Source organism: Rufibacter radiotolerans, from assembly GCF_001078055.1.
Taxonomy (GTDB): domain Bacteria; phylum Bacteroidota; class Bacteroidia; order Cytophagales; family Hymenobacteraceae; genus Nibribacter; species Nibribacter radiotolerans.
Window position 1 is genome coordinate 4,078,041 of sequence record NZ_CP010777.1, and the last position, 14,909, is coordinate 4,092,949.

General features: G+C 49.6%; 17 protein-coding genes. 11 read left to right on the top strand and 6 right to left on the bottom strand.

Annotated elements, in window-relative coordinates; genetic code table 11:
- The first annotated feature begins 211 nt into the window (after positions 1–211).
- Positions 212–697 (top strand): regulatory protein RecX, encoded by a 486-nt coding sequence (locus TH63_RS16575; RefSeq protein WP_048921931.1) that lies wholly within the window; start codon positions 212–214, stop codon positions 695–697.
- A gap of 307 nt (positions 698–1,004) precedes the next feature.
- Here TH63_RS16575 and TH63_RS16580 read toward each other — a convergent pair whose 3' ends face one another.
- The 6 genes from TH63_RS16580 to TH63_RS16605 form a co-directional block, all read right to left on the bottom strand.
- Entirely contained in the window at positions 1,005–1,643 is a 639-nt protein-coding gene (locus tag TH63_RS16580; protein WP_048921932.1) for a DUF4230 domain-containing protein, read from the bottom strand.
- A gap of 98 nt (positions 1,644–1,741) precedes the next feature.
- Positions 1,742–2,671 carry a 1-aminocyclopropane-1-carboxylate deaminase/D-cysteine desulfhydrase gene (locus TH63_RS16585; protein WP_048921933.1) on the bottom strand — a complete coding sequence of 310 codons (930 nt, stop codon included), beginning with the start codon at positions 2,669–2,671 and terminating at the stop codon, positions 1,742–1,744.
- A gap of 21 nt (positions 2,672–2,692) precedes the next feature.
- Positions 2,693–3,490 (bottom strand): cation transporter, encoded by a 798-nt coding sequence (locus TH63_RS16590; protein WP_048921934.1) that lies wholly within the window; start codon positions 3,488–3,490, stop codon positions 2,693–2,695.
- A 124-nt stretch (positions 3,491–3,614) separates the two neighbouring features.
- Positions 3,615–6,032 (bottom strand): YfhO family protein, encoded by a 2,418-nt coding sequence (locus TH63_RS16595; RefSeq protein WP_048921935.1) that lies wholly within the window; start codon positions 6,030–6,032, stop codon positions 3,615–3,617.
- A 62-nt stretch (positions 6,033–6,094) separates the two neighbouring features.
- On the bottom strand, positions 6,095–6,394 hold the full coding sequence (locus tag TH63_RS16600) for a DUF4834 family protein (protein ID WP_048921936.1): 300 nt from the start codon (positions 6,392–6,394) through the stop codon (positions 6,095–6,097).
- The gene (locus tag TH63_RS16605; protein ID WP_048921937.1) at positions 6,394–7,146 is read right to left on the bottom strand and encodes an FkbM family methyltransferase; all 753 of its coding nucleotides are present in this window, start codon (positions 7,144–7,146) and stop codon (positions 6,394–6,396) included. Before TH63_RS16605 ends, TH63_RS16600 begins: the two co-directional genes overlap by 1 nt.
- 206 nt (positions 7,147–7,352) lie before the next feature.
- On the opposite strand from TH63_RS16605, the gene TH63_RS20395 reads away from it, so the two are divergent.
- From TH63_RS20395 to TH63_RS20815, 10 genes are all read left to right on the top strand, one after another.
- Positions 7,353–7,685: a hypothetical protein gene (locus tag TH63_RS20395; protein WP_156180666.1), complete on the top strand. Its 333-nt coding sequence runs from the start codon at positions 7,353–7,355 to the stop codon at positions 7,683–7,685.
- A gap of 88 nt (positions 7,686–7,773) precedes the next feature.
- Complete coding sequence (locus tag TH63_RS16610) at positions 7,774–8,244, top strand: hypothetical protein (RefSeq protein ID WP_048921938.1); 471 nt, start codon at positions 7,774–7,776, stop codon at positions 8,242–8,244.
- A 390-nt stretch (positions 8,245–8,634) separates the two neighbouring features.
- Positions 8,635–9,342, top strand: coding sequence for a hypothetical protein (locus tag TH63_RS16620; RefSeq protein WP_156180668.1), 708 nt, complete (start codon positions 8,635–8,637; stop codon positions 9,340–9,342).
- 108 nt (positions 9,343–9,450) lie between these two features.
- Complete coding sequence (locus tag TH63_RS20030) at positions 9,451–9,762, top strand: putative quinol monooxygenase (protein WP_076606516.1); 312 nt, start codon at positions 9,451–9,453, stop codon at positions 9,760–9,762.
- A gap of 281 nt (positions 9,763–10,043) precedes the next feature.
- Positions 10,044–11,243 (top strand): serine hydrolase domain-containing protein, encoded by a 1,200-nt coding sequence (locus TH63_RS16630; RefSeq protein WP_231583495.1) that lies wholly within the window; start codon positions 10,044–10,046, stop codon positions 11,241–11,243.
- A gap of 362 nt (positions 11,244–11,605) precedes the next feature.
- Entirely contained in the window at positions 11,606–13,300 is a 1,695-nt protein-coding gene (gene asnB, locus TH63_RS16635) for an asparagine synthase B (protein ID WP_048921941.1), read from the top strand.
- 214 nt (positions 13,301–13,514) lie between these two features.
- On the top strand, positions 13,515–14,114 hold the full coding sequence (locus TH63_RS16640) for a hypothetical protein (RefSeq protein WP_156180670.1): 600 nt from the start codon (positions 13,515–13,517) through the stop codon (positions 14,112–14,114).
- A 104-nt stretch (positions 14,115–14,218) separates the two neighbouring features.
- Positions 14,219–14,542: a nucleotidyltransferase family protein gene (locus tag TH63_RS16645; RefSeq protein WP_048921943.1), complete on the top strand. Its 324-nt coding sequence runs from the start codon at positions 14,219–14,221 to the stop codon at positions 14,540–14,542.
- A gap of 80 nt (positions 14,543–14,622) precedes the next feature.
- The gene (locus TH63_RS20810) at positions 14,623–14,760 is read left to right on the top strand and encodes a HepT-like ribonuclease domain-containing protein (protein ID WP_262506199.1); all 138 of its coding nucleotides are present in this window, start codon (positions 14,623–14,625) and stop codon (positions 14,758–14,760) included.
- Positions 14,761–14,801: 41 nt separating this feature from the next.
- On the top strand, positions 14,802–14,867 hold the full coding sequence (locus TH63_RS20815; protein WP_262506200.1) for a hypothetical protein: 66 nt from the start codon (positions 14,802–14,804) through the stop codon (positions 14,865–14,867).
- The last annotated feature ends 42 nt before the right edge of the window (positions 14,868–14,909 follow it).

Below are 14,909 nucleotides of genomic sequence, written 5' to 3' on the forward strand. Positions count from 1 at the left end.
TCCAGCGCTAACATGCAAACTGTTTTTGCCTACTTTTGGTTATTCTATAGACCAAGGATGCAAAGCCTAAGACCCAGAATGTTGGGATAGAGAAGGGATTGGTTTAAGGTTCTTCCTGAGGAAGAAAAAGCTTGCTAACCGTCATCTTTGGAATGTACCAGACCCAGCGTTTTGCGTCTGTTGCTTCGTGTTCTACTTTAAATGCGCACCTGTGTTTCAGCCGAAGAAAAATAAAGTCTATACCAAGAAAGAGGCGCTGCCCAAGATTGCCGCCTACTGCGCTTACCAGGAACGCACCCAGAACGAGGTGCGCGCCAAACTGCTGGATTACGGCCTGGACCTGGACGACGCCGATGAGCTGGTGATTTACCTGACCCATGAAAAGCTTCTGGACGAGGAACGCTACGCCCAGTCGTTCGTGCGGGGCAAGTACGGCCTCAAACGCTGGGGCCGCCGCAAAATACAGCAGGGCCTCAAAGCCAAAGGCATCTCTGACTTCTGCGTCAGGAAAGGCCTCCAGGAAATTGACCCAGACGTGTACTGGACTAACCTGCTGCACCTCCTGGAAAAGAAGAATGCCACCGAAGGGGAACGCAATCCCATGGCCCGCCGCCAGAAAATACAGTATTTCCTGCAAAGCAAAGGCTATGAACTAGACCTGATCCAGGATGCGTGGAAGGAGTTGGGGCTAGGGTAATGTGCTAATTTCTTAGTGTGCTATTTTTCTAATTTGGGATATGCAGATCTGGAAATATTGAGGAGAAGTAGGGGCAATCCCTTGTGGTTGCCCTTTACCATTTCCACCGCATTAGGGCAACCAAAGGGGATTGCCCCTACTTCTAATGATTTTTAATCTCGCCTTTCGTACACTGCCAAAACGGGGAGTCGCCACTACAGCTGGTTCAAGTTTTCAACTTCAATGAGGCGTCAGCCTCAATCTAAATTCCTACCTCTGCACCTTTTTTAAATAGCACATCAGCACATTAAGAAATTAGCACATTACCTTACCGCTTTTTAGGCACCGGCGGGGCAGCCATGGTCTCGCGGGGCATGAGGTAGACTTTGCGGCCGGTCATGTTCTCCAGCATGGGCTTCAGGATTTTCTCAGCGTTGATAGACGTCTGCTTCAGAATGCCGCTACTGATAGCCGCCTTTTTCACGTTGGCCTCGGCGTATTTGTAGCCTTCATCCACCAGGTCTGCATCCTGGAAATAGGTATTCTCCTTCCCGAAGACCTTGGATTGCGTGTGGTCAATGCGGTAATAACAGATTTCGGGAGCCGGCAGGCTCACGTGCAGGACCGAGTCGCCAATGAATTGCAGGTCGCTGGCCTCTAACTTTCTCAGGTCAATGCAGCCTACGGCCTCCCCGCCCACAATCAGGGCTATTTTGGAGTCTGGCAGAAACGTAGAGACTTCCTTTTTGTACTCCACTACGTCTTTGAAATTGAAGCGCACCAGTTCCAGCTTGCCCATATCCTCTACCTTGGTCAAGATGGTATTGTGCATCACCTCCACCGACGGCTCTTTGTCGCCCCTGAAAAAATCACGGAACGGCGCCAGGAAGAACTTCCAGACCACCACCGCCACGGCAAAAAACAACAGCAACGGGATAAGCTTACGGAAAATATAGAGTAGACGCATGGCCAGAAGATAGGTGCAAGTATCTATATGCGAAAACCGCACCGAAAGTTGCCTCGGCCGTTTTGGCGCTGTTTTCAGGAAAAGAGGCTTGAAACAGTTTATCCTTGGGCAGACCATTCCGCCTGGGTAGGCCACTCCAGCCCATACCGCTGCGCGTACCCTTTCCAGCCTTGCTGACCGCCCGTATGCACCGCCACTATGTTCGTCCCTTCCGGGAAATAATCTTGCCTGATCAAATCAAACACGCCAAACAGCATCTTGCCCGTGTAAACCGGGTCCAGGAGAATGCCGTGCCGGGAATAGAAATCCTGAATAAAGGTGAGCAGCGCTGGGGTGTGTTTGGCGTAGCCGCCGAAGTGGTAGGCCGTCTGCAGTTCCCAGTTCTGGAAGGCCAGCCCGGAATAGGCCTGCACCAAGTCCGTTACCTCTTGTTGCAGGAACTCGCCTCCCTTTAACGCCGGGAAGCCAAGAATGCGCCCCTGGCCCTGGGCACCGGCAATCATTCCGGCCAGGGTGCCCCCGGTGCCGGCAGCTACGCAGAGAACATCCCAAGGACCGTCTACCTCCATGACTATCTCAGTGCAGCCTTTCACAGCCAGCAGATTGGTACCGCCCTCTGGTAAGAGGTAGGGTTTTGGGGCCGTTTTTGCCATTTCAGCCTGAAACTGGAGGTCGGGCCGCAGGCGGTAATCAGAGCGGTTGAGGTAACGCAGGTTCATGCCGCAATTGGTAGCGTATTGCAGCGTAGGGTTGAGGGGCAGCGTTTCCTCACCCCTGATGTAGCCCAGCGTGGCAAACCCGTGCTCTTGCCCGGCGACGGCGACCGCGGCAATGTGGTTGGAGAAAGCGCCGCCAAACGTGACCAGGGTCTGGGCCTCCTGCTCCCGGGCAGCCTGCAGGTTGTATTTCAGCTTGCGCCACTTATTGCCCGGAATGGTAGGGTGGATCAAATCCTCGCGCAGCACAGACAAAGAAACTCCTTTCTCAGTGAGCAAAGACGAATGGATGGGCTGGACAGGAACAGGCATGAGGCAAAGCTACGAAAAGAGTTATTTGGCCAGGCGCAGAATCCTGAACGCACCCCGGGCCACCAGCAGAAACACCAGCGTGCCTATGACCAAGTCCGGCACCGCAGATTGGGTGAAATATACCAATCCGCCGGCCAAGATCACGCCTATATTCGCAATGACGTCATTGGAGGTAAAGATAAGGCTGGCCTGCAGGTGCGCCTCGCGGCTTCTGGATTTCTGAAGCAGGTACAAAGATACGGCGTTGCCCAGCAGCGCAAAAAGCGAAACCCCAATCATCACCCTGAAGTCAGGCATGGCCTCCGCGCCCAGGAACCGGCGCAGCACCTCGGCAAAGCCCAGCACGGCCAAGGCCAACTGGAAATAGCCGCTCAGGCGGGCAATGTTCTTCTTGCGCAGCACCGTTCCGCCCACCGCCCAAAGGCTTAGGCCGTAGACCAGGGCATCAGCGAGCATATCAAGACTATCGGCGATCAGGCCCATGGATTTGGCTAGCAGCCCGGTGGTCATTTCTATGACGAAGAAAGCAGCGTTGATGCCCAGCACCAGCCAAAGCAGCTTGCGGTCACCGGTAGGCGAATCTGCCTGGGTAGCGGTTTCTCCCGAGGCTTCAGACTCCAGTAGCCTGGCTCCCAAGCCCAATGTGGCCAAGGCACCGGCAATGGGCGCCACGGGGCCCTGGTGCCAGATGGTGGCTTCACGGGCCTGCAAGTCAAAATTGAGGCGCTTCACCGAAGGCTTCCCTTCCAGTTTCATGCGTACCATCTGCTCCTCGGCGGGGCAGTCCATCTGGGAGATATGGAAGGTTGATTTCTGCATAGATGTTAGATGAGTATCTACCCCGCAACCAGACTTCAGCCTTTATAAAAAAGCTTGCCGCCGTTTTGGGGTTGTTTTTCTCAAAACGACCCCAAAACGGCGGCAAGTATACCTACTAGGTAATTTATACTGCCTCGTGGTCCCGCCGACGGAAACCGTAGTACACGGCTCCGGCCAGCCCGGCCAGTAAGAGCAGGGAAGAAATCAGCGCTACGGTATTACCCAACGCATATTCTTTTGGCTGAAACTTGAACTCAAGGGCATGCTGGCCCGCCGGCATGTTCATGGCCCGAAGAATGTAGTTGGCCCTGAAGTGGTCTACAGGTTTGCCGTCCAGGAACGCCTGCCAGCCGTCTTTGTAGTAAATCTCTGAGAACACCACTACCCCATCTTTAGCCGCGTTGACCGCATATTTGAGGTAATTAGGCTGATACTCTACTAATTTAATGATAGAACCCACCGTGTCATAATTCTGCGGCTTCACACTCGGGAACTTAGACACATCTACAATGGCTTCGTGCTTGGCGTCAATGCCTTTGAGCGCGTTCAGTTCCTCATCTGGAGAGTTTACCGCCCGCACTTCCTCCACGTACCAGGCATTGCCCAGGTAGCCCGGAATCAACTGCACCGGCTGTTTCTCCTGGCCGGTAATCACGTATTTGGCGTTGAGCATGTTCAGCACCTGCACGTTGCCCTGCGCAATGTGGTTCTCAATCACGTCTTGGTAGCGGCGCAGCTTGGCCCCGTGGTAACCGCCAATGGATTTGTGGAAATACGAAGTGCGGGCATCATTGAACGGGTTAGGCGCATTGTACACACGGTAACTCAGTTCCTTGTCCTGCATAATGGCCAGGTCGGCGGGCGTAGGCTGGAAATAGGCCTTGCTATAGTCTTTCTGGAAATCATCATTGTTAAGGTAGCGCTTGTCTACGCCCCAAAGGTCTATCAGGATCAACAGCCCCATCACGCCGGTGGCCATGAAAGAGGTCAGTTTGTTTTTGGTGTACAGGTACAGCGTACCGGCGGCCAGCAGAATAAACACCAGAGACCGCAGCGCGTCGCCGCGAAGCATGGACTCCCGGTCTTCTCTAATGGCCTGGATAGGGTACTGGTATTGCGCCAGTTGCTCATCTACCGCGCCCACGTAGTCAAACATGCCACTGAACAGCACCAACAGCAGGCAAAGCCCGCCGGTAACGCCCAGGGCAATCAATAGTTTCTTCTGCAGGTTCTCAATAGGATAATTCTGTAGCACGCGGCACAGCGCCAGAATGGCCAGCAGCACCATGGTTACCTGGGCAATCACCAGCGCCATACTCACTGCCCTGAACTTGTTGTAGCCCGGGAACACATCAAACATGAAGTAGTTGAAGGCCTCAAAGTTCTTGCCCCAGCTCAACATGAAAGAAAGCAGGGTGGCGCTCAGCAGCCACACCCACAGGCGGCGCGGCGTTACCAGCAGACCCAACACGAACAGGAAGCAGATAATGGCGCCCATGTACACCGGTCCGCCTACAAAAGACTGATCTCCCCAGTAGTAGGGCATGGTAGAATTCTGGAGCTGCGATTCTGGCACCCCGCCCTGCAACAAGGCTTTATAGGTAGCCGAGTTTTTCTCAATTGGTCCCTGAGAGGCACCGCCGTAAAAATTAGGCACCAATAGGGTCATAGTCTCCCCCACCCCGTAGCTCCACTGGAAAGCGTACTCGCGGTCCAGACCAGACCCTACCTGGGCGGCGTCTTTACCCTGGGTCAGTTCAGAAGCGCCCCTGATGGAATACTTACCATACTCAGCAGTGGTATAGATACGTCCAAAGCTCACGCCGGCCGCCAGGGCAGCCCCGATGGCCAGGATAAGCGTGCGTTTGAAGAAATCTGGCAGACGGCCTTCCTTGGCCCAGGCCACCAGCTCTACAATACCAAAGATGAGCACGATAAAGAGCAGGTAATACGTGATCTGCATGTGGTTCATGCGCATGTGCATGGTGAGACCAAAGGCAAACAGTGCCGCCCCTAACCACACGTTTTTGCGGTAGGCGTACCAGAGCCCGGCTAGCACCAGCGGCAAGTAGGCAATAGCCAGTGACTTGGTGTTGTGCCCGGCCTCCAGAATAGCGAAGTTATACGACACAAACGCATAGGCAATGGCCCCCACGGCTGCCAGCATCGGCCGCAGGCCGAACACCACAAACATTATGTAGGCACACACCAACGTGATAAAGATATTGGAAGCTACCAGCGGCAAACCCAGGGTAAAGAGGGAGTGCACGTACTGGAACAGGTCACCGGAGAACTTCACGCTGATAAGGTAGGCGGGCATACCGCTGAACATGGAGTTGGTCCAGAGGGCCTCGTCGCCGGTTTTCTCCCGGAAGTCGGCAATTTCTTTGGCGCCGCCCTGGAACTGCACCACGTCATGCTGCATGAGGCTTTTGCCGTCAAAGAAAATAGGTGAGAAATACGCTACAACCAGCAGCAGGAAAAACAAAAGCACCAGCAGGTGCGGCAACACGTGCCGTTTGAAATCAATTTTTGGGGCCATGATGACGTTAATTGCAACAAAAAGCCCGATGCGGTGGGCATCGGGCTTGAAAGATACTAGGTTTATTTCACTTCTTCATAATCTACATACTCCCCACCGGGGAAGTCTTTTCGGGGCCGCTTTTCTTCGGGCACGTAGGCTACCTTCACCTTGCCGTTGCCGCCCGTGGTTTGGGCGTAAGTGGGCCCGGCAGATCTTTGCTGTTGCTGCTGGTATTGCTGCTGCGCCTGAGCCTCATACACGTATTGCTGGGCGTTGCGCATCTGTTTCTGTACAAACGTTTTGAGTAAAAAGCGGATGATGTACGGCATTAGATACCGCATCAAAATCATCACCGCCAGCATAATCAAAAAGAATTTCACTAGGCGTTAGGGTTTGGTTTGAAATAAAAGTCGCCGCCCTGGTACTGGTACACCTCAAAGGGGCTACAAGGAGTTAACGTCTGGTTTGGGCTTAACGTGTATACGCCGTAGCCTAAACCGGTCAAAATCTCTATCACGGCCTTGCGGTTGTCTGTCCCGTTCAGTTCTGTCTGAATCAACGGTTTAAATTTCTTAATGGTTTCCTGCAGGTGGGCAAATACCTGGTGCTCATAGCCTTCCACATCACACTTAATAAAGTCCAGCCGGTCCAGGTCTGCGAACAACTCATCTGGCACCCGCATTTCTACCTGGTATTTCTGGGCGTACTGCTCCTGCGCCGAGCTCGCGATTTTGGTCATGCCGTGGTGCACCAGCCCGTCGCGCACGGGGGTGCCCATCTCTATGGTGGTGTTCTCGCCGCCCAGGGCGAAGGGCAACAGCGTGAGGTTGTCTACCCCGCTGGCCCGCACGTTGTCTTTCCAGATTCGGCCAAACAAAGGCACCGGCTCCACGGCCAGCACCTTGCCCTCAGGCCCGGCCAGCCTAGACAGGAATGTGGAATAATAGCCCAGGTTGGCCCCAATGTCTATACAGGTAGACCCCGGACGGATGATTTTGCGCAGGAAGAACAGCTCTGGGTACTTGTCACGCCCCCGGCCCGAACCGATCATGATAATGTACATGCGGCTGACCAAACGCAGATAGCTCTCAAACCCGAGCGCCTTCACTAATAATTTGCGGAGAAGTTTCACGCGGTAAAGTTCTGCAATCTGGGGGGAGAAAACAAAAGGAAGCGTTTTGAAGGTGTTTTGGGGAAAACGGGCTGGAAAGGCAAACGGCGCAGTTAGTACATATATTTTTCTATATATAGAATATTCGGCAGTTCAGTTAAGGTTATCTGTGAAGAATTGAGGAGAAAGTATATGTTTATGTGTGTTTTACACTAGTTAGCTACAATATGAATAAAAAAGTAACTATATCAACAGGCATAATAGTTTGGATTATCCCTCCATTATTACTTTCCAATACATATGACATAAACCTCACACAAATACTAAAATCATTCTATAGCGTGCTACACTTACTTGCGTTAAGCAGTGTATTTCTTTTTGACTATCAATCAAGACATAAAATTCAGAAAACCTTGGTATTAACTGCTTTTCTCATTTATCCATTGCTTCTGACTGCAGATTCTACACAAATGTTTGCCGAGAAAACATATATAGTTGTTTTAATTACAGCTTGGATATATTTGATGGGATTTGCTGGATGGTTATATACAGAAAAATAAAAGACAGTAGCTAACACGGCACAGGCTTCATACTCGGCTACGCCTCATTCGCAGCCTGTACTAACCGTTACGCACCATAAAATTCATAATGAAAACAAAACTTCTCCTCATCCTAGCTCTTCTGCTTTTCCAGAGAGCATATTCACAAGAGATATTTAAGGAAGAAATTCTGAAGCATGGCATTGAAACCATAACAGCAATTGATGAAGATGGCAAGCAGTTAATTGAGTTTTTTAATGCCAAGGGTGAGATTGTTAAAGCGGGTGAAATAGAGATAGATGGCACTTTTAGCCTTAATGAAGAATACCGATACGATGAATTGGGGCGGCTCAATGAAATCATTAAATATACTACTGCAGGCAGGACTCACTCAACAAAAAAATACCAATACAATTCACAGGGTCAACTGGTTAAAGCTGAACTCTTAGATGATGATAAAGTTGATGTCACTTGGTCATACACATATGATATAGTTGGGAATAAGATAAAAGAAACAAAAGAATCAGGCACATCAGGCAGTTCTGTTACTGTGTACAAATATGACAGTAATCCCTCCTGACTCAAGAGGACAAGTCTAATAATACCATAGGAAAGGAAGAGAGGGTCAACTACAAATACAATGACAGAAAGCAACTGATGGAGATGAAAACCAAGTACTACTTTAGTGGCACTACGCTAACTCAGACTTATGAGTACAATGAAGTAGGCAAGCTAAAACAGTTAAAGGATAAATCATCAAATGGCGTTTCAATGGTTATAATCTATACCTATAATGAAAAAGGGCTTCTGATTAGTGACACTTGGAGAGGGTCCTTGGGCAAGAAAGCTTACACTACTCATTATATAATTAACAAAAAGTAGAATTAAAGCACCTAAGACAGCACATAAGCAAAGCTTCGGCAGCTACGCCACTTCAAAGCAAGGTCCGTTATTCCCAACTATAAACCCCATGAAACAATCAGCTTTACTCCTGGCTGTTATCGGTTTGTTAACAGCTTGTTCTACCGTGCAACCAGTAAGTACCAGTGCAGGCCCTGAATTCCAGACCACCGAACCACTGATGACCCAATCGCTGTTTAGTGACAAGGCTGCCACCATTTCAGAAGAGAACATCCAAAAGATACTGGACGGCAAATACAAGTTGCCGCAGCAACTGCGCGTGGCCATTGCAAGAATTGACCCGGCAACCCAATTCAGAAGGCCTTACTGGAGCGATGAACAGTATCTGAAGACCCAGCAATCTTATTTAGATTTGTTCTCAGACAAACTGAAGCAATCAGGCAAGGTGACCAAGTTATCTGTTATTCCAGACCTGCTGCTGGCCAAAGCCCCTACCTTTACCAACCTCAGGGAAGCCGCCGTGAGAATGCAGGCAGATGTTATAGTGGTATACACCATTTCAAGTGATATTTACTCTAAGTACAAGGTTTTCTCACGGCCAGACATCAAAGCATTTGCCACTACCCAATTGGCCGTCATAGACGTGAGAACAGGCCTGATTCCGTTTTCCACCATAGTCACCAAAGACTTTCTGTCGCAGAAGGGAAAGGAGGAACTTGAGAATGCAGAGGCAGCGGCCCGTATCCAGAATGAAGCGGTTCTTCTGACTATCCAAGACATTGGGCAGCAAATCACAGCATTTCTTAATGCTAAATAAGCTTGGCAGTAATAACATAGCCGCTTTTTTCTTTACAGACTGCTGGCCTGGAACTTTAGGCGCCAGATAATTTCACTTATAGTAAGACACATCTCACCACCCAACCCCATGACAAAGAAATACGGCTTGCACGGCAAGTTAACCGCCACAGACGGCAACAAAGACGCCCTCGCTTCTATCTTGGTGAAAGCCTCCAAATTAGTGTTCACCATGAAAGGGTGCCACGTTTACTTTATCAGTGAAGACAAGAATGATCCTGCCGCCGTCTGGGTCACCGAGGTCTGGGACAGCAAAGAGGACCATGACAACTCCCTGCAGGTGCCCGGCGTGCGCGAACTGATTACCCAGGCCATGCCGCTTCTCGCCGAAAAACCGCAGAAGGCCCAGGAGCTGGACATTTTGGGCGGCGCCCTCAGGTAACGGCCATTTAGAGTACCCTAACCGGTAAAGCAGATGGCGGTTTATTGGCTGCGCGGGACATCACGAATAAGCAGAGCCTTCTCTCTAAGGGGAAAAACAAGGGATGACCTTCTACCTACAGGACAGTAAGATTTCCTGAAATCGTGCGTTTGGGAATTAACTTTCCTGTAAAGCAGGCGTTTTTCAGAAATCACTCCCAAAACAGAACCGAACTACTTATATTAGAGCTGGTGTTCAGGTTGGAAATCTCAGGTATGACCTTATTCAGAGTAAATTATTCTTTGTTCCGGTGTCTCGGCGCCGCTATTCTGTGTCTCTTCTTTTTTGCGTGTAAAGAAAAACGGCAGGAAAACGGCCTGTGGGAAGAAAAGGAAGAAACCCGGGAAAAAGTGGCCGTCCCGGCTTCGTTTACGGCAGACAGCGCGCGCCAACTGGCTGTGAAGTTGGACTCAGTGTTCAAGCATTTCCATAAGCGCCGGGGCTTTAACGGCACGGTGCTGGTGACCAAATATGACCAGGTTATCTATAAAAACGCCTTCGGGATGGCCGATTTCTACCGCCGCGATTCCCTGACGGTGAACACCGCGTTTCAGTTGGCCTCGGTCTCCAAGCAGTTCACGGCCATGGCCATTATGATGCTCAAGGAAGACGGCAAGCTGAGTTATGAAGACAGCGTACAGCAGTATTTTCCGGCCTTCCCGTACCATGGCATAACCATCCGGCAGCTGCTCACCCACCAGAGCGGTTTGTCTAATTACACCTATTTCAGTGACAAGCTGTGGCCAGACCGCAACAAGAACCTCACCAACCAGGACGTGGTCAACTTGATGGTACAGCACCAGCCCAAGCCTTATTTTAAGCCTAATACCCGCTTTGACTATAGCAACACCGGTTACAGTCTGCTGGCCTCTATTGTAGAGAAAGTCTCTGAAAAGCCGTTCGCCACCTTTCTGCGCGAGCGTATTTTTGAGCCTCTTGAGATGAAGCACACCTTCACCTACAGCCCAGACGTAGCCACGCTTACCGGCAAAATAGCCACCGGCCACACCCGCTTTAGGCAGAAACGCACCTCAGACTACCTGGACACCGTGCTGGGCGACAAAGGCATTTACTCTACGGTAGAAGATCTCTACAAGTGGGACCAGGCGCTCTACACCCAGAAACTGGTGAAGCGCGAAACTCTGCACGAAGCCTTTACCGGCACCCGGCAAGAGAAAAGAAAAGACGAAGACTACGGCTTCGGCTGGCGAATTAAACCCCTGGAGAACGGCGATACCGCCGTGTACCATGGCGGCTTGTGGCACGGGTTTTCCAGCTACCTGCTCCGTAACCCCAAAGAACACAGCGCCCTGATTATCCTCAGCAACCTGCCCAACGGGAGCTTCAGTTACCTGCAGGAACTCAGGCATTTCCTGTACCCAGTGCACCCAGACAGCGTGGCCAAACTCAGCAAGCAGGGAAAACTGGCGGCCCGGTTGTAGTTTCTGGCAAGTCATCTTTTTTTCCTTTGTTTTCGGCAGCCACCTCTTAAGAAATCAAAGCCTGTTTTTATGTTGTTTTGGGAAAAACGGGCTATAAACGCATAGGCTACAACAGGAAACATAATTCATGCATTTGGGATTAGTTTTCCAGCAAAATGCAGTTCAATAGGCAGACTCTCCCCTTGAGGGGAGAGTCTGCCTATTGAACAAACCTTCATCGCTACCGTTAATAGCATTCCTTCACGCAAACACTCTATTGTTTGTATATTTTTTAATTTATCAGGAAATTATTTGCGAATAATGTTTCATTTTTGAATAAATACTGCCACATTTGTTTATTGACCATTTAAAAGTCAACAAGTATGTGTGGAATTGTTTGTGCATTTGATTTAAAAGAACCTGCTGAGGCGCTTCGGCCGCAGCTATTGGAAATGGCGAAGTCTATCCGGCACCGTGGTCCGGATTGGAGTGGGGTGTTTAGTAATGACAAGGCTATCATGACGCATGAGCGCCTAGCTATTGTGGACCCTATCTCAGGTAAGCAGCCTTTGTTTAACCAGGAAGGAACCTTGGTGCTGGCCGCCAACGGCGAGATATATAACCACGTGGCCCTGCGCCAAGAGCTTACCATTGACTATAACTTCCAGACCAAATCTGACTGCGAAGTCCTGCTGGCCCTGTACCAGGAGAAAGGCGCTAAGTTCTTAGATGACCTGAACGGCATCTTCGGCTTTGCCCTGTATGATATTGAAAACAACGAGTACCTCATTGCCCGCGACCACATGGGCATTATACCGCTGTACATTGGCTGGGACCAAAACGGCACTTTTTACGTGGCCTCAGAACTGAAGGCCCTGGAAAAGACCTGCTCCAAAATTGAGCTGTTCCCGCCGGGCCATTACCTGAGCAGCAAAGAAGAAGGCTTCCAGAAATGGTATGACCGCGACTGGAAAGAGTACCAGAACGTAGCTGAGAACCAAACCAGCATCCAGGAACTACGCGAAGCCCTGGAGGCTGCCGTGCACCGCCAATTGATGAGTGATGTGCCCTATGGCGTGTTGCTTTCAGGTGGGCTGGATTCTTCCATCACCTCGGCTATTGCCAAGAAGTATTCTGAGAAGCGCATTGAAAGCAATGACACGGAGAAGGCTTGGTGGCCCCAGTTGCACTCCTTCGCTATTGGCCTGGAAGGCTCCCCAGACCTGGCCGCGGCCCAAAAAGTAGCCGACCACCTGGGTACCATTCACCATGAGATCAAATTCACCATTCAGGAAGGCATAGACGCGCTCAAAGACGTGATCTACCATCTGGAAACCTATGACGTGACCACCGTGCGCGCCTCTACCCCCATGTACCTGATGGCCCGCGCCATTAAGTCTATGGGTATTAAGATGGTGCTCTCCGGCGAGGGCGCCGATGAGATTTTTGGCGGTTACCTGTACTTCCACAAGGCGCCTAACGCCCAGGCCTTCCACGAGGAGACCGTGCGTAAGCTGGACAAGCTGCACATGTATGACTGCCTGCGCGCCAACAAGTCTCTGGCCGCCTGGGGCATTGAAGGCCGCGTACCATTCCTGGACAAAGAGTTCATGGACGTGGCCATGCGTCTGAACCCCCATGACAAGCTCATCAACGGCGAGCGTATGGAGAAATGGGTGCTGCGCAAAGCCTTTGAAGACTACCTGCCCGCCAGCGTGGCCTGGCGCCAGAAAGAGCAGTTCTCAGACGGCGTAGGCTATAACTGGATTGACACGCTCAAGGAAATGGTGAACCAAAAAGTAAGCGATGCCCAATTGGCCAACGCCCGCTTCAAGTTCCCCATCCAGACGCCCAGCAGCAAGGAAGAATACTATTACCGGTCTATCTTCCAGAAGCATTTCCCCAGTGATGCAGCTGCCCTCTCGGTGCCGTCTGTACCGTCGGTGGCCTGCAGCACGCCCATCGCGCTGGAGTGGGATGCCTCCTTCAAGAACCTGAACGACCCCTCAGGCAGAGCCGTGGCTAACGTGCACGCTGATGCTTATAAGAAGGATTTGGTGGAGGAAGTTGTAGACTAGTTAGATTTTTAGAGACCAGAAGCCCCACCCGTTTTCAAAACGGGTGGGGCTTCTGGTTTTAGGGTGTTTTGGGGGAAATGGGCTTAAAACGAAAAGCACTTAAAAGCGCATATAATTAATATATTGAGATACTATTTGGCTTTACTGTTGAGTATAACAGATAAACCAAATAACTCCGTTTAGCAATTAGTTAGCATAAAAATGAAAACTAACTTTGAAAACATTATTTAAGGCCATTCTTGTTGCTGTTACATTAACTTCTTGTAATGTAGACTTAAGAGGAAAAGCTGATGGTAATGGAATACCCAAAAACCCAATGGTCGGTCTAGAACCTCAATCTAGCCGTGACTTAAAGCGCACAGGAGTAAGCGAGAGCAGTCTAATAGGCAAAACCACTGTTGAGGTAGCAAACTTGGGCTGGTTGAGTTGTGCCCTCACCTATATAAATATTTATAAAAGCAAGTATTCTATTGTTATACTCGCGAAATCACAAGAAGAATGTGGGAACGGAAAAGGCAAAATACTCCTTGAAAGGTATATCGGTAGGAATGGAAACAAAATGATTTTTGAGGTACTAGACGAAATCAACATAAAGTCCACCTATCCCGAGAATGAATACATCTGGACATCCTGCGAGGGGAAGGGAGTGGATCGTGAGGGTTTGTATATAATAAATTATAAAGTCCAGCAGCAGGCTAAATTTACGAGCATCCTTGAATTATGGGCAGTAGACCTTAAAGCTGGTAAGTTTATACAAGAAAGTAATGTGGATAGTGTTACCTGTCTCAATCCTATACACCCTGATAACTTATAAATTCGTATGCTAAGGCAACTCCGCCGCCATATAGCCCAGTATCGTTTATTTAAATTAAACCTTTTAAGAAAAACACCCGCTAAAAGAACCAAGTAGCTTGCCCTATGAACGCAGTGGAACAAAATATAAAATCAATAGAAGCACTCTGTCAATTACACAAAGTTGACAGGCTGTTTGTGTTTGGCTCCATCCTAACAGATAAATTTGGTGCAGAAAGCGATATAGATTTTGTAGTGAAGTTTGGCCCGGTTCCTCCCTACAACTACTTTGAAAATTATCTTGGGTTTAAAGAGTCTTTAGAAAACCTACTCTGTAGACCTGTTGATTTACTGGAAGAGCAGACTATTAAGAACCCTGTCCTAAAAAAATCCATCGACAGAACCAAAAAACTAATCTATGGACGAGAGGATAAAAAAGTGGCTGCTTGATATATTATCTGCCATTGACGAAATAGACCAATTTTTCAACACTTACCCCAAATCCTTTGAGTCGTTCCAAACCAATTGTTATGCTTCGCCGGGCTACAGAAAGGAACCTGGAGATTGTTGGGGAGGCAGTAAACCGGATTCTGGTAAAAGACCCTGATTTCCCAATTGAACAAGCCAGAAGAATAGTAGGGCTAAGGAATCAAATAATCCATGCCTAAATCAAATAATCCATGCCTATGATAATATCTCAGATGAAACTATTTGGGCCATTATAATTAATCATTTACCAAAGTTGAAAGCAGAAGTAGATAAACTACTTAAATAAGCACCAGAGCCAAGAGTTGCTATATCCAACCTCGCAAAACCA